This window comes from Dorea sp. 210702-DFI.3.17, assembly GCF_020560825.1.
Taxonomy (GTDB): domain Bacteria; phylum Bacillota; class Clostridia; order Lachnospirales; family Lachnospiraceae; genus Dorea; species Dorea formicigenerans.
On sequence record NZ_JAJCNB010000003.1, the window covers coordinates 60634 to 87012 of the forward strand.

Sequence of the window (26379 nt, forward strand, 5' to 3'; positions counted from 1 at the left end):
AGTCACTTATATGTTCCGTAACCACTATTCTATGTCATATACTTCCTTTACGATCCGGATAAAACGGTCTGCCGATCTTGTCATCTGATAATTTTTATTATAGACCAGATTGATATCTCGTCCTTCATCAGCGCCCGGAATCGGGAATATAAGCAGGCCATCTTCATCCTCAGCTGCCAGTCTGGAAAGAACCGTAATCCCCATGCCTTGTTTTACAGACTTTTTAATTGTCTCCTGATTCGCAATGCTCGCCACAATATCCAAAGTCTCCATGGATATTCCAGCACTTTTCAACTGTTTTTCCGCTTCTTTTCTAGTACCTGATCCTTCTTCACGTAAAATCAGCGGTTTCCTTTTGATCCAGTCAATGTCATCACGATTCTGTTCTTTCAGTATTCTATATTCCGGTGTATCCGGAGTGATCACAGCCAGTTCATCCTTATAGAAAGGTATGTACTTGCAGTGCTTTTTCTCAAGTACAGTACCTGTAAAGCCGACATCGACCATGTGATCTACAACCTGTGTAACCACTTCACTACTATCGGTTTCCATAATCTTAATCTGCTCTTTTGGATAGCGTTCTCTGTAACACATCAATATTTTCGGCAGAAGATACTGCGCAGGTATTGTTGATGCCGCAATTGTGATAAAATGTTTTCCATCATCACTATCCATATAAAACCGTTCTTCTATCGCCTTTTCAAGATCTGTGATCTGCTTCGCATAACGGTACAGATCTTTTCCGTCATCTGACAGACTTACTTCTTTTGTATTTCTTATAAATAACCGTACATTCAATTCCTTTTCCAGGGAGGAAATATGCGCACTGATTGTCGGCTGTGTCAGGAAAAGTTCTTTGGCAGCTTTCGAAAAGCTGCCGCTTTCAGATACCTGTACAAAAGCCTCTAATTGTTTCAAGTTCATTAGTATGCTACCCTTTCACTTTCCGCTCCGACTTTCTTGGTAACTTTGATACTGTCCATATATTCCAAAATTGGTTTTGCACTCTTTCGGCTGGTCGCAAATATATCTCGTACCTGAGCAATAGTAATAACCGGTTCTTCCGCTAATTTCTCCCGAATGATATTCTTTGCTTCTTCCATATATTCCGTCAGTGTATACATATCTTCTGCGATTTTTACTACTTTACCCTCGACCAACAATACATTCAGGATATCATCAGCCGTTGCTCTTGGAGTCTTTCCAAAGTCAATCTCTGAATATTTTGCAAAGTCATATTTCGCACTTTCAAATGTACCAAGCACGGTCTTTGCTATCTTGTTATACGTCTCATCTTTCTTTATTTCAAACTGAGGTGTGCACAAAAATTCTCCGACACGTTTCACATATTCCTCAGTTTCCAACAGCTCAACGACTTTATCAAACACATTCGGTTTCATTCCCTTAAAATGTGTCATCTGCACTTCCGCTTTCTTCATTCCATAACGATACGGATTCTCTTTTTCATAGGATTCCAGACTCTTCACAATTGCCTGTACTGCTCCACGTTTTGAATCCGCATGCCATGTAAATGTATCTTTTTTCATCGGGAATACAAAAATCTGACCATTCTCTTTTAATTCTTCTATATCCTGGTTCACCTCATCCATGGACAATGCCGTCAGCTTTGCAAGTTCTGCAGAAGTGATCATTGTGTCTCCATGTTCTTTTATATGAAGTTCAATTACATCCGCTGAAGAACCGGATTCTTTTCTCTTAAGTTCTTCAATCACATCTTGTTGAAAACGTCTCTTCACACCCGGATTTGGTTCAAGAATCACGCCTCCCCCAATCGTCTCCATCGGAGAATAAAAACGGACTACAAACTTATCGCCTCTGCGTACTGCAATTTCATCTTCCAGGCGAAGTTGAACATATCCACTCTCACCTGGTCCAATCTCTTCTTTATCAAGAAGGACTGCACGACATAAAATTTCACTCGTTCCTGTAAACAGATGTAATCTCGTATGATTCGTCAATACCCGCATAGAGGAATCCAGTATATTCATCTTTACATCCAGCAAGTCTGTATTTTTCATACTTGCCGGCGGTGCCAGCACACAGCCTCGCTGAATTTCTTTTTTCTTAACATTAGACAGATTAATTGCCACACGTTGTCCCGCATAACACTCTTTTTTATCCTGGCCATGCACCTGAATGCTGCGAATCTTGCACTCTTTGCCAATCGGATACATTTCCAGAGTATCTTCTTTACGAATCGTACCAGACACAAGGGTTCCGGTAATGATCGTGCCAAACCCGGACAATGTAAATGCGCGGTCAATCGGAAGTCTCGGAATTGTATTCACATCTTTAGCTACAACTTCATCACTTGTCATATGCTCGATCACCTGAATCAGTTCTTCCAGTCCCTGACCGGTTGCAGCAGACACCTTACATACCGGTGCTTTTTCCAGAAATGTGCCTTTTAATTCTTCACGCACTTCCTCTTCCACTAGTTCCAGCCATTCCTCATCTACAATATCGCATTTATTCAGGACAATAATACTCTTTTCAATTCCCAGAAGATGTAAGATATCCATATGTTCTCTTGTCTGTGGCATAATTCCTTCATCCGCCGCAATAACAAGAAGCACCAGATCCATTCCTACAACTCCGGCCACCATATTGTTGATAAATCTCTCATGTCCAGGAACATCGATAATTCCCGCACGGTCTCCACTTGGAAGATCAAAATATGTAAATCCAAGATCTATGGTGATTCCTCTCTTCTGTTCTTCTTCCCAGCGGTCTGTATTTCTTCCTGTAAGAGCTTTGATCAAAGTTGTCTTTCCATGATCGATATGTCCGGCTGTACCAATGATAATATTCTTCATCTGTCTCTATACTCCTAATTGTCTCTATAAAAGGCTTGTTTCTTCTAATATATCCATCTCTTTTAACTGCTTTACAGCAAGTGTCATTGCATCTTTATCCAATGTTCTCACATCCAAAAGGATCGTATCATTTACCGTTCTTGGAATAATCGGAACAGGCAAATGTCTCATACGTTCTTCCAGTTCCGGAACACTGATCTTTTCCGGATGGATTGTAACTGCAGCACTTGGAATTCGTTCCAGCGGAAGAGATCCTCCGCCAATCTGAGATTCACAATCCACAACTTCATAAGCTGCAGGCAGCTTTGCTCTCTGAAGCATACGCTTAAATGTCTTTGCTTCTGCAACCGTCTCGTCATAAGACTTTGTAATCATCTTAAGTACCGGAATATTCTGGATTGCATTTTCCTCAGACAGGTATTCCTGAAGTACCAGTTCCAGTGCTGTTGCTGTAAATTTATCAATTCTAAGAGCACGAGTAAGCTGGTTCTTTTTCATCATATCGATATATTTTTTCTTACCGATAATAATTCCAGCCTGCGGACCTCCAAGCAGCTTATCACCGCTGAAGCACACCACATCTGCTCCTTTTCTGATGGAATCCTGAACAGTAGGTTCATAAGTGATCCCATATTTGCTAAGATCGATCAGAACACCGCTTCCCAGATCTTCAACGACCGGGATATCATGTTCTTTCGCAATCGGAATCAATTCATCAATTCCTACTGTATCTGTAAATCCTACGATTCGATAATTACTTGTATGAACTTTCAGAAGCGCCTTTGTCTCTTCTGTAATTGCACTCTCATAATCATCATAATGTGTCTTGTTAGTCGTTCCGACTTCTACCAGTGTTGCTCCACTTTGTTCCATAACATCTGGAACCCGGAATTTTCCACCGATTTCAACAAGCTCACCGCGGGATACAACGACTTCGCCTCCTTTTGCAAGGGAACTTAAAATAAGCATAACAGCTGCCGCGTTATTATTTACCGCCATTGCAGCCTCTGCACCTGTAATCTTACAGAGCAGTTTTTCAAAATGTGAATATCTCTCTCCGCGTCTTCCGGCTTCCAGATTGTATTCCAGATTAGAATATCCCGTTGCAATCTGAGCGATCCGATTCATGTGTTTCTGGCTGATCGGTGCTCGTCCAAGGTTCGTATGAAGAATCGTTCCTGTACCATTGATGACTGAACGCATATTCGGTGTATGCATGGCAGTTACTGTTCTTCGAACATTCATATTCAGATTCCCAATCTGTTCTTTTGCCTTTTCCTCATCCTCGCATGTTCCGATATATTTTCTAAGTGCATCCATCTCCAAATGAATCGATTCCACTACCGTATCCCGGCTGTATGTTTCAATCAGACCCTGAATCTCCGGGTCTTCCAGCAATACATCCACTTTCGGAATGCTGCGGTATAACATATTCTTATTCATGACTTCTTTGTTCCCCTTCTTATTCTTTTGTTCGTCTGACTAATACAGACGAATCAGCTTATCGCTCTTCTCTGCCACTTTTCCAATAATAGAAACCTTAGTATCCATATGTGCCGCGCGAAAATCTGCAAGCATCTCCTGAAGATTCTCCGGTGCCACACTCATCAACAATCCACCTGATGTCTGTGGATCATACAGAAGATCCAGATAGAAATCTTCCACATGTCCAACCTCGACCTGATCGATAGAATATCCGCGGTTCTTGTATGCCCCCGCCGGAACAAGTCCCATCTTCGCATAGTCAATTGCATCTGCAAAATATTCGATATCACGGACATTGATCTCGAAAGTTACTTCACTGGCAGATGCCATCTCTACACAGTGTCCTAAAAGTCCAAATCCTGTAATATCTGTACATGCAGATACGTCGAATTTCTCAACTACTTGTTTTCCAAGTTTATTCAATGACGCCATGACCGTCTCCGCTTCACGGATTGCGGAAGGTGATGCCATATCAGCTTTGATTGCTGTATTTACCACACCGCTTCCGATCTGTTTTGTCAATACAAGAATATCTCCCGGTCTGCATCCATAGTTCTTGAATATCTTGTCAGGATGTACAAAACCAGACACGCACAATCCATACTTCGGCTCATCGTCCTGTACAGAATGTCCGCCTACCAGCACTGCTCCTGCTTCTTTTACTTTATCTGCACCACCAGCCAGTATATCACCAAGGATTGCCGGATCCAGACAATTCGGGAATCCAACAATATTCAGTGCAACCGCCGGTTCCCCACCCATAGCCCATACATCACTCAATGAATTGGCTGCGGCGATTTGTCCGAACATATAAGGATCATCAACAATCGGAGTGAAAAAATCTACCGTTTGAATCATCGCGATATCGTCAGTGACTTTATAGATGGCTGCATCATCGGATGTCTCAATCCCTACTATTAACTTATCATCCTGAAATTTTGGCAGCTTACTCAGTACCTGAGCAAGGGTCTCCGGACCTATTTTGGCCGCTCACCCCGAAGTCTTGCTTAAGCTAGTCAACTTGACATTTGTTTTCATTTTTCTTAATTCCTCCTCAATGTTGAATAAATAATTATATATGAATAAAAGGAGCTTTCCATTCAGTCACAACAGAAGGCTCCTCTTTTCATCTCAATCCGGTAATTCCAGAGCTGTCCCCCAAGACAGCATCTGGCACGCCCTTCGCGTGCTCATCTTATGGGTTAATGATCTTAGTTGCTTTTGCCTGTGTCTCAACAATGCTGTACATATTCGTCACAGAACCTACTGCAAGCTTGTCTTTTAATCCATAGTAATCCAGACATGTTCCACATGTCATAATCTCTACTCCCTGTGCTTCCAGAGATTTCAGATCTTCTAATGAATCAGATCCTTCAGTTGTAAGTGTTGCTCCTCCATTATAGAAAAGCATAGTCTTTGGTAATTTATCAAGTTGAGTTACAGCAAAAATAAATCCTTTGATCAGGACTTTACCAAGTTCATCGTTACCTGTACCCATGCGGTCAGAGCTTATTACAACAACTGTATTGTCGTCCTGCGCATCATCCTCTGCTGCCGGTGCTCCTTCCATCTCAATCGTAACAACATACTCTTTCTCAGCTTTCTGCTCAGATGTAACTTTTCCTCCGGCACTTGTAGCCATCTTTGTCACATTCTGTACGGCAATCTCGTTATCAACTAATACTTCGATTGTCTCCGGTCCTGTAAGTGCATCCATTGCTTTTTTTGTCTTGATAACCGGAATCGGGCAGTTATCTCCCATTGCGTCAACTGTAATCATTGTATATTTCCACCTTTCTTTTATTTAAATATACCACTTCTTACGCGCACTATAGATACATACTATCACTTCTAGCTGGAAAGGTAAATGGTATTTTTATACTATCGGGGACTTTTTTGTCGTTATTCTGGACTTCCAGGACACGATAACCACCCTGAACATAATATGCCGGCTTCATCTGTCCCTTTTTGAACTCTGTCAGGAATTCATCCATCGTTCTGACCTCATTTGGAAAATATGTCGCACACACACCGACTTTTTCCGGCACATGACAGTCACTGGAACCAAGTGTAAAATATCCATACTGCCTTGCATATGCCGCTGTTTTCATACATGCTGCAAAAGATGTACTTCCATTGAGTACTTCCACACCGTCCAGGCCGTGTACCAAAGCCAGATTCTCCTCCAGGCCACGGTTATTATTGCGGAATGGATGCGCTGCAAAACAAACGCCTCCCTGTGCTTTTACAAGATCTATAAAATCCTGTGCCGGGATCCGCTCTTTCGGGTAATCTTCAATTCCAAATGCGACAATGTCTCCCTGAAGAGAATAAAACTCAATCCCAACAAAAATCGGGAAGCCTGTCCTCGCTGTATATTCTGCTGCATAGTCCTTAAGCCCCATACTGTCATGATCCGTAATGCAAAGCGCTCCAAGCCCTTTCTCCTTACCGATCCGAACCATCTCTTCCAGCTTCAGGAAGCTGTCTGGTGAATATGTCATTTCGTGCATGTGTGTGTCAATAAACATAATTTCTCCCTCCTCTTTATATTATAAGAGGATTCTCGCACATCTTCAAATTGACTTTTATAATAATTGTCCGTTTATATAGAAAATATCTATAATTGAAAATGTGCTGTGCCTATGCTACACTTATGATACTGAGTTTTTGTGCAAAATAGCACTGTACTTCAGTCTGAACGGTAAAATCCGTAAAATATCCAATGATTTTCTATATAAATTTTAAAGGAGTTTTATTATGTGGATTGCAGATAAATGGAAAGATTATGAAGTCATCGACTGCAGCGGCGGCGAAAAACTGGAACGCTGGGGTGATTACACACTGGTACGCCCGGACCCGCAGGTCATCTGGGATACCCCAAAAAAAGAAAAAGGCTGGAAGCATATGAGCGGTCACTACCACCGCAGCAAAAAAGGCGGCGGTGAATGGGAGTTTTTTGATTTACCAGAACAGTGGCAAATTCACTATGGTGAGCTGACATTCAATTTAAAACCATTCAGTTTCAAACACACTGGACTTTTTCCGGAGCAGGCAACGAACTGGGACTGGTTCGGTGATAAGATCCGCAATGCCGGACGCCCGGTCAAAGTTCTGAACCTGTTTGCCTACACCGGCGGAGCTACACTTGCAGCAGCCGCTGCCGGCGCACATGTCACTCATGTAGACGCTTCCAAAGGTATGGTAGCCTGGGCGAAGGAGAATGCCGCATCATCCGGATTGTCCGATAAACCGATTCGCTGGCTTGTAGATGACTGTGTAAAATTTGTAGAACGAGAAATCCGCCGCGGCAATCATTACGATGCTATCATTATGGATCCGCCGTCTTACGGTCGCGGACCAAAAGGTGAGATTTGGAAGATCGAGGATGCCATTCATCCACTTATTAAGCTGTGTACTCAGATTCTTTCTGAGGATCCACTTTTCTTCCTGATCAACTCCTATACAACAGGGCTTGCTCCTGCCGTATTAACTTACATGCTCGGAACAGAATTAAAATCTTTCCACGGACATGTGGATTCCCAGGAAATCGGCCTTCCGGTCACAAGTTCCGGACTAGTTCTTCCTTGTGGAGCTTCCGGGCGCTGGGAAGCTGACAACTAATATTCAAAATTAGAAAATATCCAGAAAACAAATGATTCTTTTTCACATTTATTTTCTGGATATTTTTATATTTCTTTACAGAAAACATATCTCAGGAACCCACCGTATTTCAATGCTTCTGCCACGATCTCGTATCCCAGCTTCTGAAAATTATGTACACTATATACATTTTCCGGATGAGCTGTCCCCATAAGCCAACGAAATCCCAAAAGTTCCAGACGATCTTCTGCAACTTCCATCAGTTTCTTTTGTAATCCTCTTCCTCGAAATTTTTTATCTACCATTGCAATCTCCATATGCGCAACACGTTCAAGATCTTTTTCCTTTAAATTCATATATTTTCCATGATTTTCTTCCCCAAGTTCTGATGTCCGCGCTACAAAGACTGCTGCCAATTTCCCTTGCCCATCTCTCCCAAATACCTGAGCTTTTAAAGCAAATCCGGAAGTTGACATATATCGTATAAGATTCTCCTCGCTGTCCATGCTAAACCAGCTCTTGTCCGGGAGCTCCTGATATATTGTATTCATCAGTTCCAGCATCACAGGTATTTCCTCTTCCTTTACAAGCGAAATCTCTATCGTCTGCTCCGCATATTCATATATTTTAAGTACTTCGTTTTCCATAATTCCATTCCCTTCTGTTTAAAATCTACTCGAATTTATCATAATTATACACGACCGCTTTCTTTTGTGCTATAATCCGTCGTAGAAAAGTTGTAACTAAATATATTTACGAATTCTGGAGGAAATAAAACTTATGAAATTAATGATTGCATCTGATATACATGGTTCTGCATATTATTGTGAGAAAATGATTGAAGCATACAAAAGGGAAAAAGCTGACAAACTATTATTATTAGGTGACCTTCTTTATCATGGGCCAAGAAATGATCTGCCAAAAGACTACAACCCAAAGGCTGTCATTGCTATGTTAAATGCTATGAAAGAGAATCTGTTATGTGTCCGCGGCAACTGCGACACCGAAGTAGACCAGATGGTACTGGAATTCCCAATTCTTGCCGATTACTGTTTTATTGAGCTGGACGGTCATACTATTTTTGCAACTCACGGTCATCACCATAATCCTGCAAATCCGCCTATGTTAAAGAAGGGAGATATTCTCCTGAATGGACACACACACATTCCTGCAAATCAGGATATGGCTGATTTCATTTACATGAATCCAGGTTCTGTGTCTATTCCAAAAGAGAATTCCGCACATGGATATATGATCTATGACCAGGAATTCATCTGGAAAGATCTGGACGGAAATGTAATCGATATGATGTAAGTGTCAAAAGTATAAATTGTGTTTGTGCTCGCACAAATAAGCAATTTATACTTTTTGACACGCTGAACACCGAGGACGAAATAAAATGGTGTGAATACACCATTTTATGGGAGTTCGAGGTGTTCAAGGATTGCGGGAATTGCATAGCAATGGAGCAATCCGATTACATCATTATTATCAACCGCTAAAAATTATACAAGGAGGATTTTCTATGTTCCGATTATGGGCAAAAGAATTTAAAGATAATAGAATGCTGCGGGATACTGTCATAGAAGTTGATAACGATGACACCCGCACACACAAAATTTTTCATGCGATTGACGAAGTCTGCCATGAATTTGATCTGAGCAATCCAATCTGGCTGGATTCCAATATTGATGAATTCAAAAGACATGCAAAGACAAGATTTCATCAGGATAACTTCGTAGATTCTATTGAATTTGACTATCTGGAAATTCATATAATAGAAGAATAAAAGACTTTGGGACAGGTGATTTTTTCACCTGTCCCCTTTTCACCTGTTCTTGCTTACTTTATTCACTGCGGATTGCCGCAAGCGGACTCAGTCTCATTGCCCGAAGCGCCGGGAAATATCCCGCCACCATTCCGACCAGCATCGCAAATCCAAGAGAAATAAGTACCAGCCATACCGGAATATAAGAAATATTTCCTTCTACTCCCAGTGCCGAACTTTGTGCTGTTACCATATTGATCGCACCCGACATTGCAAAGCTCACCATATTTCCGACTATTCCACCGAGGAGTCCGATAAATGCTGCTTCAATCAGAAACATTTGCTTAATGTTTTTCAGGCTGCAGCCAAGTACTTTGATGACTCCGATCTCTTTTGTTCTCTCATATATGGACATCATCATCGTATTTGCAATTCCGATTGCTGCAACAATCAGGGAAATAGCTCCGATTCCACCAAGCACTGCCTGGATCACTGCCATCTGCTTTTTCATGCTGTCCATATATTCAACATTTGTCTCTACATTATACCCCATCTCGCGGATCTGTTTTGCCACATCATTGACATTACTCATATCATCTACTTTGACCTGCGCTGAAGAATAATAGAATTCTTTGTAGGCTTTCCCTGACTTTGTAGACGGCTGCCCCGGAATCACTCTTCCTTTGAATTCCTTTTTCATAATCTGTTTTAATGTATCCAGATCACAGAATACATAGTAGGAATTCATATTATAATCGTCAACACCTCCTGCCACAACGCCACTGGCAGTTACAATATGTTTCTTGGCTGACTGCGGAACATTGGATGTTCCATTTCCGTCAGTTCCTGCATCGGCCTGAAGCCCACCGGAACTCTGACTGTTGTAATAAGCATCCTGATCCAGGATCATAAACATAGAATCCTTCATCAGATCAATGTCCGGAAGTTCTCCTGTCTCCCAATATCCTGATGAATTATTTCCTCTCTCACTGAAATTGGCCAGAACATTGTTACCATAAACCAGCTCCAGCTTTCCAGTCCCGGATTTTGGAAGAGTTCCTCCATCTGCCAGCTTGATATCTCTCATTCTCAAGCCCTCCGGTGTACTTGCGTACAGGGAAATATATCCTTCATATTTCCCTTTCAGACAAATTGCGGATGTTTCATAGATTGGTGCTGCTGCTTTTACATGTTCCAGCTCACCGAATTTTTTCACACAATTGTCATCAATATATTTGCTTGCCTCATCGGAATTATCGGAGTTCGATGAATACATCATCCCATCTCCGACAGATTCGCTGCCCGTTACGTTTATAGTCGTAAGTCCCCCTGACTGCTCCATCTCATCATAGACTGATTTCTGAAGTCCAAGTCCAAGAGACACCATAACTACGATAGATGCTGTTCCGATGACGACTCCGAGCACCGTAAGAAATGTACGAAGCTTTCGTCTTTTAAGGTTGCTCGCGCTCATCCTCAGAAGATCTATCCAACTCATCCAGCAGCTCCTCCTCTTCATTTAACATCTGCTTTTTCTTCTTTTTCTTTACAAATACTACTGCTGCCACTGCACCGGCTATGATCACGATCACTACTACGACCGGAACAACCGGAAATCCGCTGCTGCCTGCGTCCACATCACCGTCTGTATTCATATACATATCAGAGTCATCTACTGCTTCAGTAACTTCCAGCTCAAAATCCTTCGTAGTTTCAGATATATTTCCCGATTCATCTTCATAAGAAAGAGTCATCGTGATCTTAGAATTTCCATTCGTCACTTTTTCACCTTGCAACATGGCATCAATAGAACCGGTTGCACCTGCGTCCACATTTCCGATGAAAATCTCCTGTTTTTTGATTCCATTGCCTTCAAATCTGGCTTTTGCATTATACAGTTTAATTCTTCCCAGATTATAAAGACTGCACATAACATTTGTCTCACCGCCGACCTCGATGGTCTGAGGGCTGATTTCAAATTCGCTGAATTCGAATCTTGCGTCCTGTTTTACCGGAATAGAGATTGATGAAGAAGATTCAATCTGGGTTGCCTGTGAATCTTCGTACTTCATGCTCAAATTGATGCTGTACGGCTTCTGCAGCAGATCCGCTTTCGCATTCAATGTAATAGAAATATCTGCGGTACCGTCAGCTTTAATTCCATTAAGATAAATAGAATTCGAACCGGAAGTTGGCAGAAATGCCGGCGCACTTGTCTGCTCATCAGTACCTTCCGTCGGAGCTTCCAGCTCAAACAACATATTCTGGACTTTTGTTTTCTTCGATGTATTTTTCAAATGAATCGTCAGTGTAAAATCACTTCCTGCATGTACCTCTGCCGGATTGGTATCAAACCCTGTTACGATTACTCGTGGTACAGATCCATCGGAACTGCTTCCACTGCCGCCACCACTGTAGACTGCCGGCTCGTCATTGCCAACAGAAGCTGTCATAGCATCGCCACCATTTCCATTGTCACCTTGATTCTGAGAGTTATCTGCCTGCGGCTTTTCTGTCGCGTATACATATAATTTATGGGTTGCGATTGGCTTATCATTATCACCTTCATATACAGAAAATGGAATGTAATATCTGCGTGTTCCGGCGTCGTCTCTCTGCAAAAAATCAAAAGAAATCTCTGTCTTCTGTCCAGCTTTCAGTGTATCAATTTTCTGCTCATATTTCTGATAATCCGTCTTGAATGGCCATGCATCTGCATTTTCACCACCCATATCCGGAGATACAGATAAATTACTCAAATCCTGCTCTGTCTTATTAGTGATCACCAGTGTCCACTTCTGGGATTCTCCCGGTTTATATTGCAGTGTTTTATTATCCTTGGACTTAATCGTCACCTTCGTGGTCACAGGGCCAGTTTCTCCGGTTTCTTCTCCGTCTGCTGCCTCTGCCTTCACCACCAGCCCCGGCAGGATCATTGCTACAATCAATAGCGCCGCTACAATGACCGCCATTACTCTCCTTGATTTTGTCATTTTCCTGTTCCTCCTTACTACTCCCATTCTTTCTATCTTTTTAAATATTCTGTATCTCCTGGATTCATATTTCCCGAAATCGCTTTATCTCTATCTTCTGTATGTTCAGTTCCTGACCGATGATCTTCTATCTTGATGATCTTACCGTCGCTGATATGAAATACCCGGTCTGCATAGGTCGCGAGATGATTATCGTGAGTTACCATGACTAATGTTTTCTTCTGCTGCCTTACTACCTGCTGCATCAGTTTCATGACCTCTTCCGATGTATGGGAATCCAGATTTCCCGTTGGTTCATCCGCAAAAATAATCTTCGGATCTACCACAAGCGCTCTCGCTACACCGACTCGCTGCTGCTGTCCGCCAGACATCTGGTTTGGCATATGTTTCTTATGCTTTCCAAGATTTACAAGATCCAGCATCTTATCCGCTTTTTTTAATCTTACATCTTTCGGGACTCCGCGAAAGCTCAACGGCAGAGCTACATTTTCCACTGCATTCATAGTCCCCAGCAGGTGGAAAGACTGAAAGATAAATCCTACATTGTCCCGCCGGAACTTTACCAGCTCTTCTTCATTCTTCTTTTCAATATGCTCGCCGCTAATGATGACCTCGCCTTTTGTCGGTTTTTCAAGCCCTGCCAGCATATTCAGAAGGGTCGATTTACCAGATCCTGATGTTCCGACAATCGCGCAGAACTCGCCCTTATAAATATTAAAATCTACGCCATCTAAGGCACGCACGACTTCATCACCCACGCGGTAGAGTTTATACAGATTCTTTACCTCTATGACTTTTTCCATATACCCTCCCTCTTGGTTTATGTTTAATTCCTTTATATACATTGTTATACAGATTTTTCATTCTTGAAGAATTGAAAAATCTATTTTCTCAATTATATATTACATACGTTCATTAAAACATAAAAAAAGAAATACTTCCGGTAGAAATTATGAAGTATTTCTTAATTTTTATGTTTCATGTTTAATTTCTTGGTGACTATAGTGAGGCTTTCGCAGGAACGAGCACACCAAGTCCCCGCACACAACTTCCGCCTGAACTTTCTACATCGCGAGGATTAATGGCAGGATTTTCGTTATGCCTGCGAGTATAATTCAGTTTTCGGAGCACTGTCTGAGCCTGCCTTTTGGCGAGTTTGCGGAGAAAACTGTAATATATGACGCAGCAGGCATAGAAAATCCTGTCTAATCTGAGCGATATAAAAAGTCATCTTTTCATTTTAGGACTGAATATCAATGATGCGAGATATCCGAATATTAATGCTGCACTGATACCGACTGCACTGGCTTTGAATCCTCCCAGGAACACTCCGATGAATCCTTCCTGATCTACAGCATCTTGGACCCCTTTCCAAAGAAGGTTCCCGAACCCACACAATGGTACGCTCGCACCAGCTCCGGCAAAATCCTGGAATGGCTGATAGATTCCAATCGCTCCAAGAACTGCCCCGCTACACACTAGAAGTACCATGATACGCCCTGGCATTAGTTTTGTCCTATCCAACAGGATCTGCGTCAGAGCACAGATGATTCCGCCTATAATAAATGCTTTTATATAATCCATATCTGTCTCCTCTCCATTTCGAAAACCAAAGATCTACTTATATTCTAAGCTTCATGCTCCAACACAATCGCGTGGGCAATCCCCGGCACGCTTGCACCTTCGTTGTAGCTGACCGTAGACATGAGTGCTCCTGTAGGCACAAACAACACACGTTCCCATTCTCCCCGTTCGATTTTGGGAAGAATGTATGCTGAAAGTACCGTTGCCGCGCACCCGCATCCGCTGCCTCCCGCATGGGTGTCCTGGGTCTGCTGATCAAAGATCGTCATACCACAGTCTAGGTGTTTTCCACGGATATCATAACCTTTTTCAAGCAGCAGATCAAAAAGAATGCTCTGTCCCACATATCCGAGATCTCCGGTAATAATCCGGGAATAATCTTCCGGCGTTCTTCCAAAATCCTGTAAATTCTGCCAGATTGTATCACAGGCCGCCGGCGCCATACACGCTCCCATGTTCTGCGAATCTTTCAGACCGTAATCCACAATTTTCCCCACTGTCAGACCACTTATCCTCACATGGCTCTCCTTTTTCCCCACAAGAAACGCTCCACTTCCAGTCACAGTCCAGTGGGCAGACAATGGTCTTTGATTCGCATAACTTAGTGGAAAACGAAATTCTTTTTCCGCACTTCCAAAATGACTGGAGGTCACTGCAAGTATATATTCGCCATATCCTGCTGCCACACTCATAGATGCCAATGCCAATGCTTCTCCCGATGTTGAACACGCCCCGTAAAGCCCGAACATCGGAATCTGCAGTTTTTCCACTCCCATGCTCGTTGCAATTCCCTGTCTTAGAAGATCCCCGCCAAACAGATACCGTACCTGATTCTGGCTGACATGCGCCTTTCCCATGGCAAGCAGACAGGCCTCTCTTTGCATCGTGCTCTCTGCTTCCTCCCACGTATTTTCTCCAAACAAATCACTTTCTCCGACCAGGTCAAACATTTCTCCAATCGGCCCTGCCCCTTCTTTTTTCCCGACAACAGATGCACTGCTGATGAGATAAGGTGCCCGGTCATATGCTATACTCTGCGCCCCTTTTACTAATTTCATGTATTCCAACTCCCTTTTCTTTTTCAAAGAATACAAGTAGTATGTTTCTTTTTCGGGCAAAATATTCCCCTGATCCGATTATTTTTTCCATTACGGATTCTTTCCAATATGATATTCCTGTCCCAAAATCCGCATCACGCTTCTCGATAAAATATCCACAAGTAAAAATCCAAATACGATCATCAGACAGGTCTCCACCAGAAGAATCATATGTTCTACGGCAAGCGTCAGGTTCTGCTTCACGCAGCCGTACATCATATAATAAAGATTGGCTCCCGGCATCAGCGGAAATACGGATGCTGTCAGAAAGATTGTGGACGGCGCTTTATTCATTCTGGCCATTACAAATGCATACATTCCCACAAATACAGATGCCAGAAGCATTCCGAACAAATAACTGCCGCCGAATTGTCTCACGATCAGATAGACTGTCCATGTCAGAAATGCTCCGATCCCTGAATAAATAACTTTTTTGCCACGTATCTGATAAATTCCAGCCAGTCCGATACTTCCGACTGACACCGAAACCGCCTGCACAAATATATTGGAGTTTAGCACTGCTCCTCCCGCATTTCCACCGCCACGCAACATTTTCATTGCTAAAGCAATTCCAAATGCAATTCCGAGGGCTCCAAGCACAGAATTCATAATCTCCAGAGTTCCGGAAGTAAAGTTTCTCTGAACAACATCACGCAGTCCATTGATCACGCCAAGGGTGCTGATCATCACCATGACAATCCCGATCATGATACGATCCGAATGAATTGCAACTCCCATTTTTTCTGCTAAAAGTATCACCATCTCTGTTACAAATGCGAGGACCAGATTATAAATCATCGGATTCTTTTCCTGTTTTCCAATCCAGTATCCGGTAAGTGCCATTGCAGCCGACGCAAAAACGGCTACAATCGCATCATTTCGTCCTCCTCCGAAAAAAATTGCAAATGAAGTTCCACTTACGATCTGTGCTAACACCATAAGTGGAAATGCAAGTACTTTACTTTTTGCAATTTTTTCATAACGTTCATGAATCTCTGCTTGTTTCGGAGTATTGGCACAAACATATCTGGACAAGTTATTAAGCTGATCCAGTTTATCATAATGAGGACTCGTCATTTCAATATAACGGATCTGTGTGATAATCTCTCCTTCGGGCGTCTCCACCGTCATTTGAATATTAATCTGCGAAGCATAGACGTCACTTCGCACAAATCCATAACTTCTGCACATGCGATACAGACTGTCCTCCACACGAAATATTTCTGCCCCGCTTTTCAACAGCTCTTCTCCAATATTTAATATTTCCTGCACGATCCGGTTATAATCCATCTGCTTATCCCCTTTTTATCAACATTTTTCATTCGAATTTCTATCGTTCCATTATAAAGCTTTCACATTTTCGATACAATGTAAAAAGGTAGGATTTCTTACCAATCTATGATAGAATGTAAATAAATTTGTAGAAAGGTTTATCATTTACATGCACACTTTTTTATTTCTTTTATGCATTATACTGGCTTTAGTATGTGGCACATACGGCATTGCAGTCCGCGCTATTGGCTCTGGTACAGCATTTTTCGCAGTCTGGCTCGTTTTGGCTGTCTTTTTTATATGCGTTGCTTTGGGAATTCATTTTAATCTATGGAAAATGTTCCCTGATATTCTAAAAAAAGGAATTGTCATTATATTTGCCGGTTGTCTGGCATCTTTCCTTATTATTGAAGGACTAATCATAAGCCAGATGCATGTAGCGGGTCCTGATAATCTGGACTATCTTATCGTGTTAGGTGCACAAGTCTGTAAAAATGGTCCAAGCCCGGTCCTAAAATTTCGACTGGACAAGGCTTATGAATATCTGTCTGCAAATCCGGAAACCCGATGCATTGTCACCGGCGGCCAGGGATCTAACGAACCCTTTACAGAGGCAAGCTGCATGGCAGATTATCTGGTGAAACGCGGAATTGATTCCGGGCGCATTATTCTGGAGGATAAATCAACCACCACCGCTCAGAATCTGACTAACAGCATGAAACTGATTTCTGCAGATACGATAAATCACACACTGGATAGCAACACAACGAATACCATTGGGATTTTGACCAATGATTTTCATATGTTCCGCGCTATGCAGATTGCGCGGGCGCAGAAGATACCAAACGCTTACGGTATTTCCTGCGGCTCCACGAAAGTATATCTGCCGAACAATATGTTCCGGGAATATTTTGCAGAAATCAAATTTTTGCTAAAGCAGTTTACAAAGCATTTTCAATAATTCTGATACATTGACCGGTTTTGCCAGATGTCCATTCATTCCGGCATCGGTCGATGCTTTTCTGTCTTCCTCAAATGCATTTGCAGAAAGTGCAATAATTGGAATATTTGCAAGATCCGAATCTTCCAGACTTCGGATCTTTTTCGTTGCCATGTAGCCATCCATGACCGGCATCTGAATATCCACGCTTCTCTGGCGCTACTCTCCTACAATTTTATTTTTTCAAATCGGTATTTTTGCCGGATCTTTGGATATTTTTCCCGATCCACCTCACTCATAAACATATCATACGGTCTGGCACATATCTTGAACGGCGGATACATCCCCTGATAAACGACCAGCTTCTCTCCCGTCTCCGTATGCTGCGCAAATGCCAGAACCTTGTATAAGTATTCCGAAGTTTCAGAAGGCACCCACTCCCGTTTAAAATGTTGCACAATATCTCCTACAAGAATGTCCCGCTCCGGCACATCACCTGCCGCCGGATTCTTTTGCTCCTGTGGTTCTGTGTCCAGTTCCATATATTCATCCTTGTCCAACGAAACCGGAACCCCGGATTTTCCCTCAATGTGTACGCCGCCGTACCAGGTTCCTGTGATTTCAAAAATATCTCCCAAGTCATACTCGGAAGAATACTCATCATTTTTCTTAATAATTCTTACTCTTGGCATATTTTAATCTCCTTTTTTCATCAATCTCTAATCCCGCAGCCATAATCCAGTAATGATTGAAAAATTTATTCACGAAAAAAATCCCTTTATTTTGTAGCTCAATTTTACATTACAATGCCTGCAAATTACTTTGTGCTTCGTGCTGACATCATATATCGTAATTTTACCACAAAACAAGGGGATTTTTTTGTTTTTTTACTTAAACTCTACCACAACTTTTCTTCCATCTACAATGTTATCATACAGGCTGTGTACTACATTTTCTGCATTCGCATCTGCTGCCGCGATAAATCCGTATTCATCAGATTCTGCTAACTTCTTTGCCCGTGTCTCTGCCTCGCCCAACACCTCCAGAAGATCTTCCGGTTCTACATTTAACATTGCAAAATTCGTATCATATAGTGTGATGTCGTCGGATTTAATCTTGACCGAATCTTCATCGACTGTGCAATGCGGAATCGTGATTGTCACCTTATCCTTTGTCTCTTCCACTTCTGCTTCGCTTACATCAAATCCGGCAGTTACGGTTGTTCTGTACTGTACCAGAAAATCTTTCTTTGTGAGCAATGGAATCTTTCCTTTCGTACACTCGAACACGTCTGAAATCACCATTTTCTGCGTTGTCAGATCCGATGAATTCTGAATCACCGTCTCAAGCGGAACACTTTCCTTTTTCGGCGCTGTGAAATGCCTGTAAACAGACATTCCACATACGCTTACCACAATGAAAACTAACACCACAAATCCAATCTTAATTTTTTTCTTCATACTCTTACTCCTCGTCTTTCCTGTAATTTTTCTTTTGTCTTATCTTTGATACCAATTTTTTTGCTGAACTTTGGATTTTTCTCTATTTTTTCTATCACCCGTATCAGCCGTATTCTGTGTTCTGCATTCATTTACACACCGCCTTAATTACTTGTTCTTGCTGTCTTTCGATGATTCCAGTATAATAACTTAAGACATGATAATACATATTCAATAAAGAGTAATAAATATTGATATTCCGCGGATTTCGGGAAATATGGACTCATCACAAATTTTGATAAAGGATTTATATAAATTATGGGAAAACAATCAACGCGTGAAAATAAGACAATCTATCAGTTATGCCGGGAAGAAAAAGAACTCACCCGCGAGAAAGCAAGTGAGCTGATGGCAGGAGTTTCTTCCTCCCGGATTGAAAAAATTGAATACGAAACACAGGAGCCGACTCCTTACGACGTCGTGCAGATGGCGGACTGCTACAAACGCCCGGATCTTTGCAATTACTACTGCTCCCATAAATGTGCCATCGGGCAGCGTTACGTTCCGGAAGTGGAAGTCGGCGAACTCTCCAATATTATCTTGGAGACAATTGCCTGTCTCAATGAAATCAATCCACTCACCGGCAGACTGATCCAGATTGTCCGAGACGGGAAAATCTCCGATGATGAGATTAAAGATTTCGCATTTATCAGCCAGAAGCTGGATGAAATTTCCCTCGCCGTAGATTCCCTGAATCTCTGGGTTGATAAAACCGCCAGCGAAAATGATCTGAATGTCACACTGCTGCGGGAAGAAAAAGAACGGTTGAAAAAACAGAAATAAACATATTTTAATTATTTTTTCTCATAGTCCGCACTGATATGTCAGTCCATTCTATTGATATAATCAAATTGACAATCTATCTGTTTTCATAGTATTCTGAAAATAATGATAATTCAATAAATGACACAGGGAAATATTTTCAATTCATTTGCACAAAGTATACAAGGAGGACATGCAATGAAAGGTAGATTTCGATTTTGGGGACTGTATTGTGGATTGATATTAAGCTTTGTACTTCACTATTTTGCGACATCACAATTGAAAATCTATGAGAATCACTTATGGAAACTTTTTGATTCCCCGAAGGCAACAATTATTATGTATTTAGGAAATGGACTGCATGCAATCTACTATGTGGTTGCATTTCTGCTCATGCTTTTCCTATGCAATACGAAAAATTTCAAAATTATTGAGGAATTGATTTCTCTTGCTTTGCCGGCACTTTTATTACTTGTAACAGGCAGTATTATGACAAATCTATTCCTTTGGGTGTATACGAATTCATCATACTGTATTCCATTCGGCGCAATGCTGCTTTCAGTATTTTTGTACAGAATATATGCATATGAAATTAGAGGGAAGTAAGCAATTTTACTTCCCTCTAATCTTGTATTACTCACTTATACCAATAGCATTTTCTACAAATTAATTCTGTTCTTCTTCCAACCATTCTTTTAACTTTTTTTGTAACAGTTTTTTATCCGGCAAATATAATTTATACTCTTTTGCATAAATATTAGCATTTGAGGGAAGTGTTAAATCTACAAGCGCCTCATCACTTTGCTTACAAAGTAAAATACCAATTGTCGGATTCTCTCCCTCTATTTTTTCATAACGATCATAATAATTTACATACATCTGCATCTGCCCTAAATCCTGATGCGTGAGTTCATCAATTTTAAAATCAATCAAAACATAACACCTTAACAGTCTGTTATATAAAACCAAATCAACATAAAAATTTTTGTCATTAAATGTAAATCTCTTCTGCCGCTGTTCAAAAAGAAAACCTTTTCCTAATTCTAAAAGGAACTTCTGCATTTTTCCTATTACTGCTGACTCCAAATCACTTTCATGATATGCTGCTTTATCCTCCAATCCTGCAAATTCCAAGACATACGGGGTATGTAAAATATCTTCCGGTTTCTGTGGAATGGCACCTTCGTTCGCCAGTCTCATTACATCATTTTTATCTCTGCTCAATGCCAGTCTTTCATACAAGCTAGAATGAATTTGTCTTTTTAAGGTGCTTACATTCCAATTAGAACGTATCGCTTCCTTTTCATAAAAGTCTCTTTCTTCCCTATCCTCTATACGCATAAGTATCTGATAATGTGTCCAACTTAGTTTAAATGGATTTTTCTTATATGTAGCCGCCAATTGTCCAATTCCTGATTGGACAATTCCAAAAGCCTGATTAAATTGTCCAATTCCCGATTGGATTATTTCATTTTCTCTATCCTTGTAAGCCATATAAAATTGTCGCATTCCCGCAACATTACTTCTTGAAAAACCTCTTCCGTATTCTTCTGTCAGGTAAGACGACAAAGAATCTAAAACTTTTGCTCCATATTTTGCTCGTTCGGCGCCTTGCTGTTCCTGCTCTACAATATATCTTCCGAGCAAAAAGTTAGTAAGAACCGTAATTACATTTGCCATTTGCCCCATATTACTTCTGGCACTGTCAATTAATTGCTTTGATTTATCAAATAAATTTTGAAATTCATTACTTTTTATTATTTCCACTTTTTTATTTTTCAAGCTAAATCCTCCCACTAATCTATAGTTATCAATTATTTTTTATTTTAACTTATATATATTATTTTTTCAATACTATATATATTATTTATATCTTCTCAACTATAACAAATAAAAATCTCCTTATTAACAATTGCCTTATAGCATTCTTATTAATAAAGAGATTATCATATCTTATTCTTCTTTTAAAATTTTATAACATCTTCACTACTTTATCTTCCGCCGAAATGAAATGTATTTTAATGTGAATTGTAAAAAGATAACAATGTACAAAATCATTAATGCACCAATCACGCTTGTAAGTGCACTCATTCCGTGTCCTGCCATAGCATCGTACCCATTCACAATCAGACAACAAAAAATCACAATTAACGGAATTACTCTTCCCCGGAAGATCCGGTTCATCATATCCAGTCTCGATTCATCATCGCAGAATATCTCTTCTTCCCTGGACATCTGTGCTTCCGGTTTTCTGAAATAACTGTATCCTGCAAATTCCAAAAGATACTCCCAGCCGCAGTCTTCAAACATTTTCACATATTCCATCTGGTTTTTCATGCCTTCCTGATTATAATCCAACTGATAGATCACTTTCTCAGGCTCGCATTTTTCAAATGTATAGATTCCAGGCATTGTTACTCTTTTGAATTTCCAGCCTTTCTGATGCATTCTACTCAGATAACGGGCTTCTTTTTCATAATCCATAATTGAAAACCAGCGAAGTTCCTTTTTTGTCTCACTCATTACAATACCTCCTGTGCGTTGCGATACAATCTTTGAATCCGTTTCAGCTCCAGTTCCAGTACTTCCATTCCAAGCTCCGTAATCTGATAAATCTTGCGCTTATCTTCCTCTCTTACGAATTCAATCAATCCGTCCTTTTCCATCTTTGACAAACTTCCATACATGGTTCCCGGACCGAGTACCACTTCATTGTCTGTCATTTCTCTTACTTTCTGTACAACTCCATACCCGTGATTCGGAGATCGCAGGCATAACAAGATGTAAAACCCTGTCTCCGTCATCGGAACATAAACCTTTTTAATATGTGCGTCCATAATTTAATCCTTTCAGTGTGATACATCGTACTTCGATATATACAGTATATCGCACCGTGATATATGTGTCAATCATTTTCTGTATAATAACTTACATAAAAAAATGAGGCTTCTGCCCCATTTTCACACCACTTTCAAAATCTTCAATATCCAATACCCCACTCCAAGTACCCAGCTTGAGAAGATTCCATATAATATCACCGGACCTGCTATGGTAAATATCTTGCAGCCGATTCCCATGACCTGTCCTTCTTTCTGATATTCGATTGCCGGTGCCGCCACGGAGTTCGCAAATCCGGTAATCGGAACCAACGCTCCTGCGCCGCCCCATTTTGCGATCTGCGGATAAATATTAAATCCAGTGAGCAAGACGCTTAAGAGAATCAGAATCATGGAAGTCCAGCCTGCGCTGATGTCTTTTTCTATTCCAAGGTGCCTGCAATAATTCAAAATGCCCTGTCCAATTGTGCAGATAATGCCTCCTGTAATAAATGCTTTGAGCATATTGAGTGGCAGATTGTGTACCGGCGTCTTCTGCTTGACGTAATTCTTATATGCTTCCTGTTGCTTTTGTTTATCCATATTCCTCTCCTTTCTTTTTCCACATGACTCCCCTGTCAACGAACGCTTTTTTCGATTCGTCCCTGCCTTTGAACGGCAAAGTATTCTTTCAAGAATGCCTCGGCATTATTACTGTCCCCAGTGATTTGCAAAAAACAAAAGCGCACCCACAGTCTTTCCGACTGCGATTCCAAGTATAAGATATGGTACGCTTTTTATAATCTTCATACGCCGGATGAAAATTGGAAATACATTCAACATTTCTGCAAGTGCCATCGCCCAGCATCCCACAAATATTCCACCAAGAATCCCGAACACTGCTGCCAATATATTCCCACCGGGTATGGATATGTGGAACACCCAGAAAATATTCGCCAGTATTCCGCCCAGCGCCACACTGTCCTCGTAGAGCAAAATGTGTTCGCCTGTGTGGGTGCGGTCTGCAAAATCGGACACAACACCTAATTCAATGACAAATGAAAAAAGTCCGTTGGCTACGATCACACCTGCACTAAGACCGATGACTGCCAGTAGGATATTTTGTGCCCACATCTAATTCCTGCTCCTTTCTGGAAATATTTTCAATCAAAGTCGTCTGAAGATCATTCTCATACAGACGCATTTCCACTTCTATCGGAGTTGGATCTACGGAAAATCTCCTCTTTCCAAAATGATTGAAAAATGTCAGAATTCCAATGGCAATTCCGATACTGTACGTAAATTCCAGCACTGTAAATCCATCACTTTTTGTTCCTGTTACCAGTTCATAAATCTGACTGAACATTTTTGTCACACCGACGTCATTGTTGAATGCCATAATGGAAAACGCCGCTCCCATAAAACTAATCAGTACAACTTGACTTGTTTTTAAAATGTGCCAGACACCGCCCACGCTTTGCTGTTCCTCATAAGTGATGATAAAGTCCTGCTCACCCAGATTCTGGACTTCAATCTCCGGATATTCTGCATGTATACATTCGATAACTTTCAAAATGGAAACCGCGACACGATTTTGTGTCTTTTTATCAACTCCATGAAACCGCAGAAGTTTGATTGTCTTAAGCTTCGGCAGAACTGTCGGATTTGCACATTCCATGGACAGAATATCCCCTAATTTTACACACGGATCCGTGACTTCCACATTACGGTCTGCCTTTATATAAACAGTTTCTTTACTGGCAGCCATATACAGAACCTCCCGACACCCCAGCTGTTAAATTCCGTCCCCAGTCCTCTGTCTCTGACATATTTTCACTATATGGCATAGATGTATCTATCTTAGTCGTATTGGAGCTATATAGAACCCTTACATCTCCCTGTGCATCTTGCGCGCCTCTCACCAGCGTTCCTTCCGTCACGTCTCGCTCTTTGCCAAAGTCGCCAAAATAATACGCACAGCCTGCCACTATTGCCAGAAGCACTACCGCAATGAGGCAGATTCTGAGTCTTTTTCTCGCTTTTTCTAATTGTTCCTGCACATTTTTCACACCTTTCTTACACTTTCTTTCGCCATAGTTCCATTCATTTCCGCACTGGATCCATTGCAGTTATCGTCGACTCTTTCCCTATGCTAAATGAAATATTTGCGAAACTCTTTATTCAAATGTTAGTATGTCGGCTTTCCATGAAAATATGCATTTTTAAGCTGTCCGAGTATTTTCTTTTCCATTCTTGAGACCTGAACCTGTGAAATTCCAAGCTCGCGTCCGACCTGGGACTGGGTCTGCTCCGCAAAATAGCGCAGATAAATAAGTCTTTTTTCATCCTGATTCAGCACTCCAAGAAGTTCCGTTAGAACTATATGATTCAGAACCTGCTCATGTTCTTCGCTCTTTTCCTCAAGCTTGTCCATGAGACGGATTTCCTGTCCGTCTTTTTGATAAATAGGTTTATGCAAGGACTCGACGTCTCCGCCTGCATCCAGTGCCATGACCAATTCCTCCTGCTCGACTCCCAGACGCTCTGAAAGTTCGCCCACAGTCGGTTCACGCCCCCACTGATTCTGTAAATCTTCTTTCAACAAATATGCTTTGTACGCCAGTTCTTTTAAAGAACGGCTGACTTTTATCATGCCGTCATCCCGTAAGAAACGTTTGATTTCACCGGAAATCATCGGCACAGCGTAAGTTGAAAATTTCACATCGTAGCTCAGGTCAAATTTGTCGATTGCTTTAATCAGACCGATATTTCCAATCTGAAATAAATCTTCCGTTTCCACACCCCGGTTATGGAAACGTTTCACTATACACCAGACAAGTCCTGCATTTTCCTTCACCAATCGTGCTCTTGCTTCTTCATCTCCTTCGTGAGATTTCTGAATCAGATCGATTGTGTGGTCCATATTTTCCTTCCTTTTCCGATGATTTTCGACATTTTTACAAGTGTCCCTTTGCCTAGTGTAGATTCCACTTCCAGACTATCCATAAATGCTTCCATAAAGGAAAATCCCATGCCGGATCGTTCCGCTTCCGCTTTTGTTGTAAAAAGTGGTTCCATTGCCTTTTCAACATCTTCGATACCTTTTCCAAAATCTTCAATTTCCACAAAAAGCGTCTGTTCTTTCGTTCTGCACCGGATACAGATATTATGTACTTCTCCTTCATATCCATGTATGATTGCATTTGTCACAGCTTCCGACACTGCTGTTTTTACATCAGATACTTCCTCCACTGTCGGATTAAGCGATGTCATAAATGCTGCTACCGTCACCCTGGCAAATGATTCGTTGCTGGAACGACTGTCGAAGATAAGTTGCATTTCATTCGTGTGATCCATTTACTGATCCTCCTCTATGATTTCCATTATTTTTGTCACACCGGACATGGTTAAAATTTTTTTAACACGCTCATTTGCGTGGGCTGCACAGATTTCTCCGCCCAGCATATAAATCTGTCTGTAACGTCCCATGATCATTCCAATCCCCGAACTGTCCATAAAATCTGTCTCCGCAAAATCAAATATGATGTAACGGATATGATTTCGTATGATCAGATGGTCGGATTCCCGGCGGATTTCCTCCGCATTGTGGTGATCCAGTTCGTGGGGGAGAAAAATTGTGAGACAGTTTTCCTGTACTTGATATTTCAATTTTCGGCCTCCTTTTTTTATAAAGCTTGTTTCTATACTTTTTCCATTCTACAC

General features: G+C 41.3%; 34 protein-coding genes. 6 read left to right on the forward strand and 28 right to left on the reverse strand.

Features of this window, described 5'->3' with window-relative positions:
• Window positions 1–24 precede the first annotated feature (24 nt).
• From LI149_RS04195 to LI149_RS04220, 6 genes are all read right to left on the reverse strand, one after another.
• Window positions 25–924: a selenium metabolism-associated LysR family transcriptional regulator gene (locus tag LI149_RS04195; RefSeq protein ID WP_168933223.1), complete on the reverse strand. Its 900-nt coding sequence runs from the start codon at window positions 922–924 to the stop codon at window positions 25–27.
• On the reverse strand, window positions 924–2837 hold the full coding sequence (gene selB / locus LI149_RS04200; protein WP_227142987.1) for a selenocysteine-specific translation elongation factor: 1914 nt from the start codon (window positions 2835–2837) through the stop codon (window positions 924–926). The genes LI149_RS04195 and selB overlap by 1 nt, the downstream gene beginning before the upstream one ends.
• 24 nt (window positions 2838–2861) lie before the next feature.
• Window positions 2862–4280, reverse strand: a complete 1419-nt coding sequence (selA, locus tag LI149_RS04205; protein ID WP_227142988.1) for an L-seryl-tRNA(Sec) selenium transferase — start codon at window positions 4278–4280, stop codon at window positions 2862–2864.
• A gap of 39 nt (window positions 4281–4319) precedes the next feature.
• On the reverse strand, window positions 4320–5360 hold the full coding sequence (gene selD, locus LI149_RS04210; protein WP_081472141.1) for a selenide, water dikinase SelD: 1041 nt from the start codon (window positions 5358–5360) through the stop codon (window positions 4320–4322).
• Between the two features lie 157 nt (window positions 5361–5517).
• Complete coding sequence (yedF, locus tag LI149_RS04215; protein WP_227142989.1) at window positions 5518–6102, reverse strand: sulfurtransferase-like selenium metabolism protein YedF; 585 nt, start codon at window positions 6100–6102, stop codon at window positions 5518–5520.
• A 49-nt stretch (window positions 6103–6151) separates the two neighbouring features.
• Window positions 6152–6853, reverse strand: coding sequence for a PHP domain-containing protein (locus LI149_RS04220; protein WP_227142990.1), 702 nt, complete (start codon window positions 6851–6853; stop codon window positions 6152–6154).
• 229 nt (window positions 6854–7082) lie between these two features.
• On the opposite strand from LI149_RS04220, the gene LI149_RS04225 reads away from it, so the two are divergent.
• Window positions 7083–7946 carry a class I SAM-dependent methyltransferase gene (locus LI149_RS04225; protein ID WP_173785476.1) on the forward strand — a complete coding sequence of 288 codons (864 nt, stop codon included), beginning with the start codon at window positions 7083–7085 and terminating at the stop codon, window positions 7944–7946.
• A 65-nt stretch (window positions 7947–8011) separates the two neighbouring features.
• On the opposite strand, the gene LI149_RS04230 is transcribed toward LI149_RS04225, so the two are convergent.
• Entirely contained in the window at window positions 8012–8572 is a 561-nt protein-coding gene (locus tag LI149_RS04230) for an N-acetyltransferase (protein ID WP_117495734.1), read from the reverse strand.
• A gap of 133 nt (window positions 8573–8705) precedes the next feature.
• Between LI149_RS04230 and yfcE the strand changes: the two genes are divergently transcribed.
• On the forward strand, window positions 8706–9239 hold the full coding sequence (gene yfcE / locus LI149_RS04235; protein ID WP_227142991.1) for a phosphodiesterase: 534 nt from the start codon (window positions 8706–8708) through the stop codon (window positions 9237–9239).
• 211 nt (window positions 9240–9450) lie between these two features.
• The gene (locus LI149_RS04240; protein WP_005332422.1) at window positions 9451–9714 is read left to right on the forward strand and encodes a hypothetical protein; all 264 of its coding nucleotides are present in this window, start codon (window positions 9451–9453) and stop codon (window positions 9712–9714) included.
• 58 nt (window positions 9715–9772) lie between these two features.
• On the opposite strand, the gene LI149_RS04245 is transcribed toward LI149_RS04240, so the two are convergent.
• From LI149_RS04245 to LI149_RS04270, 7 genes are all read right to left on the reverse strand, one after another.
• Entirely contained in the window at window positions 9773–11191 is a 1419-nt protein-coding gene (locus tag LI149_RS04245; protein WP_173785478.1) for an ABC transporter permease, read from the reverse strand.
• On the reverse strand, window positions 11148–12686 hold the full coding sequence (locus tag LI149_RS04250) for a COG1361 S-layer family protein (protein WP_173785479.1): 1539 nt from the start codon (window positions 12684–12686) through the stop codon (window positions 11148–11150). The genes LI149_RS04245 and LI149_RS04250 overlap by 44 nt, the downstream gene beginning before the upstream one ends.
• Window positions 12687–12718: 32 nt before the next feature.
• A complete protein-coding gene (locus tag LI149_RS04255; RefSeq protein ID WP_227142992.1) occupies window positions 12719–13489 on the reverse strand; it encodes an ABC transporter ATP-binding protein in 771 nt (256 codons plus the stop codon).
• Window positions 13490–13913: 424 nt separating this feature from the next.
• Window positions 13914–14270, reverse strand: coding sequence for a stage V sporulation protein AE (spoVAE, locus tag LI149_RS04260; RefSeq protein WP_005332426.1), 357 nt, complete (start codon window positions 14268–14270; stop codon window positions 13914–13916).
• 44 nt (window positions 14271–14314) lie between these two features.
• Complete coding sequence (locus LI149_RS04265) at window positions 14315–15328, reverse strand: stage V sporulation protein AD (RefSeq protein ID WP_173785481.1); 1014 nt, start codon at window positions 15326–15328, stop codon at window positions 14315–14317.
• Window positions 15291–15419 (reverse strand): hypothetical protein, encoded by a 129-nt coding sequence (locus LI149_RS15425; protein ID WP_255647437.1) that lies wholly within the window; start codon window positions 15417–15419, stop codon window positions 15291–15293. The genes LI149_RS04265 and LI149_RS15425 overlap by 38 nt, the downstream gene beginning before the upstream one ends.
• Window positions 15419–16657 carry a threonine/serine exporter ThrE family protein gene (locus LI149_RS04270; protein ID WP_173785482.1) on the reverse strand — a complete coding sequence of 413 codons (1239 nt, stop codon included), beginning with the start codon at window positions 16655–16657 and terminating at the stop codon, window positions 15419–15421. The genes LI149_RS15425 and LI149_RS04270 overlap by 1 nt, the downstream gene beginning before the upstream one ends.
• Window positions 16658–16976: 319 nt before the next feature.
• Here LI149_RS04270 and LI149_RS04275 point away from each other — a divergent pair, with 319 nt between their 5' ends.
• A complete protein-coding gene (locus LI149_RS04275; RefSeq protein WP_227142993.1) occupies window positions 16977–17600 on the forward strand; it encodes a YdcF family protein in 624 nt (207 codons plus the stop codon).
• On the opposite strand, the gene LI149_RS04280 is transcribed toward LI149_RS04275, so the two are convergent.
• The 4 genes from LI149_RS04280 to LI149_RS15430 form a co-directional block, all read right to left on the reverse strand.
• Window positions 17571–17786 (reverse strand): response regulator, encoded by a 216-nt coding sequence (locus LI149_RS04280; protein WP_227142994.1) that lies wholly within the window; start codon window positions 17784–17786, stop codon window positions 17571–17573. The two genes, LI149_RS04275 and LI149_RS04280, sit on opposite strands and share 30 nt — an antisense overlap.
• A gap of 20 nt (window positions 17787–17806) precedes the next feature.
• The gene (locus LI149_RS04285) at window positions 17807–18271 is read right to left on the reverse strand and encodes a DUF1653 domain-containing protein (protein WP_173785484.1); all 465 of its coding nucleotides are present in this window, start codon (window positions 18269–18271) and stop codon (window positions 17807–17809) included.
• A gap of 195 nt (window positions 18272–18466) precedes the next feature.
• Window positions 18467–19039 (reverse strand): DUF4230 domain-containing protein, encoded by a 573-nt coding sequence (locus tag LI149_RS04290; protein WP_173785485.1) that lies wholly within the window; start codon window positions 19037–19039, stop codon window positions 18467–18469.
• The gene (locus LI149_RS15430; protein WP_005332445.1) at window positions 19036–19170 is read right to left on the reverse strand and encodes a hypothetical protein; all 135 of its coding nucleotides are present in this window, start codon (window positions 19168–19170) and stop codon (window positions 19036–19038) included. Before LI149_RS15430 ends, LI149_RS04290 begins: the two co-directional genes overlap by 4 nt.
• Before the next feature lie 166 nt (window positions 19171–19336).
• Between LI149_RS15430 and LI149_RS04295 the strand changes: the two genes are divergently transcribed.
• Window positions 19337–19861 carry a helix-turn-helix transcriptional regulator gene (locus LI149_RS04295; RefSeq protein ID WP_118399200.1) on the forward strand — a complete coding sequence of 175 codons (525 nt, stop codon included), beginning with the start codon at window positions 19337–19339 and terminating at the stop codon, window positions 19859–19861.
• Between the two features lie 177 nt (window positions 19862–20038).
• Window positions 20039–20446, forward strand: coding sequence for a hypothetical protein (locus LI149_RS04300; RefSeq protein WP_173785486.1), 408 nt, complete (start codon window positions 20039–20041; stop codon window positions 20444–20446).
• A gap of 60 nt (window positions 20447–20506) precedes the next feature.
• On the opposite strand, the gene LI149_RS04305 is transcribed toward LI149_RS04300, so the two are convergent.
• From LI149_RS04305 to LI149_RS04350, 10 genes are all read right to left on the reverse strand, one after another.
• Complete coding sequence (locus LI149_RS04305; RefSeq protein WP_173785487.1) at window positions 20507–21622, reverse strand: YhcG family protein; 1116 nt, start codon at window positions 21620–21622, stop codon at window positions 20507–20509.
• 204 nt (window positions 21623–21826) lie between these two features.
• Complete coding sequence (locus LI149_RS04310) at window positions 21827–22363, reverse strand: DUF2812 domain-containing protein (protein ID WP_173785488.1); 537 nt, start codon at window positions 22361–22363, stop codon at window positions 21827–21829.
• Complete coding sequence (locus LI149_RS04315; protein ID WP_005339073.1) at window positions 22363–22677, reverse strand: PadR family transcriptional regulator; 315 nt, start codon at window positions 22675–22677, stop codon at window positions 22363–22365. Before LI149_RS04315 ends, LI149_RS04310 begins: the two co-directional genes overlap by 1 nt.
• Before the next feature lie 123 nt (window positions 22678–22800).
• Window positions 22801–23259, reverse strand: a complete 459-nt coding sequence (locus LI149_RS04320; protein ID WP_117495750.1) for a SpoVA/SpoVAEb family sporulation membrane protein — start codon at window positions 23257–23259, stop codon at window positions 22801–22803.
• A gap of 108 nt (window positions 23260–23367) precedes the next feature.
• The gene (locus LI149_RS04325) at window positions 23368–23790 is read right to left on the reverse strand and encodes a stage V sporulation protein AB (protein WP_227142995.1); all 423 of its coding nucleotides are present in this window, start codon (window positions 23788–23790) and stop codon (window positions 23368–23370) included.
• Window positions 23750–24424 (reverse strand): stage V sporulation protein AA, encoded by a 675-nt coding sequence (locus LI149_RS04330; protein WP_117613325.1) that lies wholly within the window; start codon window positions 24422–24424, stop codon window positions 23750–23752. Before LI149_RS04330 ends, LI149_RS04325 begins: the two co-directional genes overlap by 41 nt.
• Complete coding sequence (locus tag LI149_RS04335) at window positions 24411–24716, reverse strand: hypothetical protein (protein ID WP_227142996.1); 306 nt, start codon at window positions 24714–24716, stop codon at window positions 24411–24413. Before LI149_RS04335 ends, LI149_RS04330 begins: the two co-directional genes overlap by 14 nt.
• Window positions 24717–24844: 128 nt before the next feature.
• Window positions 24845–25579 (reverse strand): RNA polymerase sporulation sigma factor SigF, encoded by a 735-nt coding sequence (gene sigF, locus LI149_RS04340; RefSeq protein ID WP_147567189.1) that lies wholly within the window; start codon window positions 25577–25579, stop codon window positions 24845–24847.
• The gene (gene spoIIAB / locus LI149_RS04345) at window positions 25558–26013 is read right to left on the reverse strand and encodes an anti-sigma F factor (protein WP_173785490.1); all 456 of its coding nucleotides are present in this window, start codon (window positions 26011–26013) and stop codon (window positions 25558–25560) included. Before spoIIAB ends, sigF begins: the two co-directional genes overlap by 22 nt.
• Window positions 26014–26325, reverse strand: coding sequence for an anti-sigma factor antagonist (locus tag LI149_RS04350; RefSeq protein ID WP_005332457.1), 312 nt, complete (start codon window positions 26323–26325; stop codon window positions 26014–26016).
• Window positions 26326–26379: the final 54 nt, after the last annotated feature.

Bases quoted from the DNA above. Each gene is read 5' to 3' on its own strand.
- LI149_RS04320 (WP_117495750.1), bottom strand. From the start codon at position 23,259: ATGGATAAACAAAAGCAACAGGAAGCATATAAGAATTACGTCAAGCAG.
- LI149_RS04330 (WP_117613325.1), bottom strand. From the start codon at position 24,424: ATGGCTGCCAGTAAAGAAACTGTTTATATAAAGGCAGACCGTAATGTG.
- LI149_RS04325 (WP_227142995.1), bottom strand. From the start codon at position 23,790: ATGTGGGCACAAAATATCCTACTGGCAGTCATCGGTCTTAGTGCAGGT.
- LI149_RS04285 (WP_173785484.1), bottom strand. From the start codon at position 18,271: ATGCCAAGAGTAAGAATTATTAAGAAAAATGATGAGTATTCTTCCGAG.
- LI149_RS04270 (WP_173785482.1), bottom strand. From the start codon at position 16,657: ATGGATTATAACCGGATCGTGCAGGAAATATTAAATATTGGAGAAGAG.
- LI149_RS04265 (WP_173785481.1), bottom strand. From the start codon at position 15,328: ATGAAATTAGTAAAAGGGGCGCAGAGTATAGCATATGACCGGGCACCT.
- LI149_RS04240 (WP_005332422.1), top strand. From the start codon at position 9,451: ATGTTCCGATTATGGGCAAAAGAATTTAAAGATAATAGAATGCTGCGG.
- LI149_RS04245 (WP_173785478.1), bottom strand. From the start codon at position 11,191: ATGAGTTGGATAGATCTTCTGAGGATGAGCGCGAGCAACCTTAAAAGA.
- LI149_RS15425 (WP_255647437.1), bottom strand. From the start codon at position 15,419: ATGGAAAAAATAATCGGATCAGGGGAATATTTTGCCCGAAAAAGAAAC.
- LI149_RS04230 (WP_117495734.1), bottom strand. From the start codon at position 8,572: ATGGAAAACGAAGTACTTAAAATATATGAATATGCGGAGCAGACGATA.
- yfcE (WP_227142991.1), top strand. From the start codon at position 8,706: ATGAAATTAATGATTGCATCTGATATACATGGTTCTGCATATTATTGT.
- LI149_RS04300 (WP_173785486.1), top strand. From the start codon at position 20,039: ATGAAAGGTAGATTTCGATTTTGGGGACTGTATTGTGGATTGATATTA.
- selB (WP_227142987.1), bottom strand. From the start codon at position 2,837: ATGAAGAATATTATCATTGGTACAGCCGGACATATCGATCATGGAAAG.
- LI149_RS04220 (WP_227142990.1), bottom strand. From the start codon at position 6,853: ATGTTTATTGACACACACATGCACGAAATGACATATTCACCAGACAGC.
- LI149_RS04195 (WP_168933223.1), bottom strand. From the start codon at position 924: ATGAACTTGAAACAATTAGAGGCTTTTGTACAGGTATCTGAAAGCGGC.
- LI149_RS04310 (WP_173785488.1), bottom strand. From the start codon at position 22,363: ATGAGTGAGACAAAAAAGGAACTTCGCTGGTTTTCAATTATGGATTAT.
- sigF (WP_147567189.1), bottom strand. From the start codon at position 25,579: ATGGACCACACAATCGATCTGATTCAGAAATCTCACGAAGGAGATGAA.
- LI149_RS04290 (WP_173785485.1), bottom strand. From the start codon at position 19,039: ATGAAGAAAAAAATTAAGATTGGATTTGTGGTGTTAGTTTTCATTGTG.
- LI149_RS04255 (WP_227142992.1), bottom strand. From the start codon at position 13,489: ATGGAAAAAGTCATAGAGGTAAAGAATCTGTATAAACTCTACCGCGTG.
- selA (WP_227142988.1), bottom strand. From the start codon at position 4,280: ATGAATAAGAATATGTTATACCGCAGCATTCCGAAAGTGGATGTATTG.
- LI149_RS04315 (WP_005339073.1), bottom strand. From the start codon at position 22,677: ATGGACGCACATATTAAAAAGGTTTATGTTCCGATGACGGAGACAGGG.
- LI149_RS04295 (WP_118399200.1), top strand. From the start codon at position 19,337: ATGGGAAAACAATCAACGCGTGAAAATAAGACAATCTATCAGTTATGC.
- LI149_RS04250 (WP_173785479.1), bottom strand. From the start codon at position 12,686: ATGACAAAATCAAGGAGAGTAATGGCGGTCATTGTAGCGGCGCTATTG.
- LI149_RS04225 (WP_173785476.1), top strand. From the start codon at position 7,083: ATGTGGATTGCAGATAAATGGAAAGATTATGAAGTCATCGACTGCAGC.
- LI149_RS15430 (WP_005332445.1), bottom strand. From the start codon at position 19,170: ATGAATGCAGAACACAGAATACGGCTGATACGGGTGATAGAAAAAATA.
- spoIIAB (WP_173785490.1), bottom strand. From the start codon at position 26,013: ATGGATCACACGAATGAAATGCAACTTATCTTCGACAGTCGTTCCAGC.
- spoVAE (WP_005332426.1), bottom strand. From the start codon at position 14,270: ATGGATTATATAAAAGCATTTATTATAGGCGGAATCATCTGTGCTCTG.
- LI149_RS04275 (WP_227142993.1), top strand. From the start codon at position 16,977: ATGTTCCCTGATATTCTAAAAAAAGGAATTGTCATTATATTTGCCGGT.
- yedF (WP_227142989.1), bottom strand. From the start codon at position 6,102: ATGATTACAGTTGACGCAATGGGAGATAACTGCCCGATTCCGGTTATC.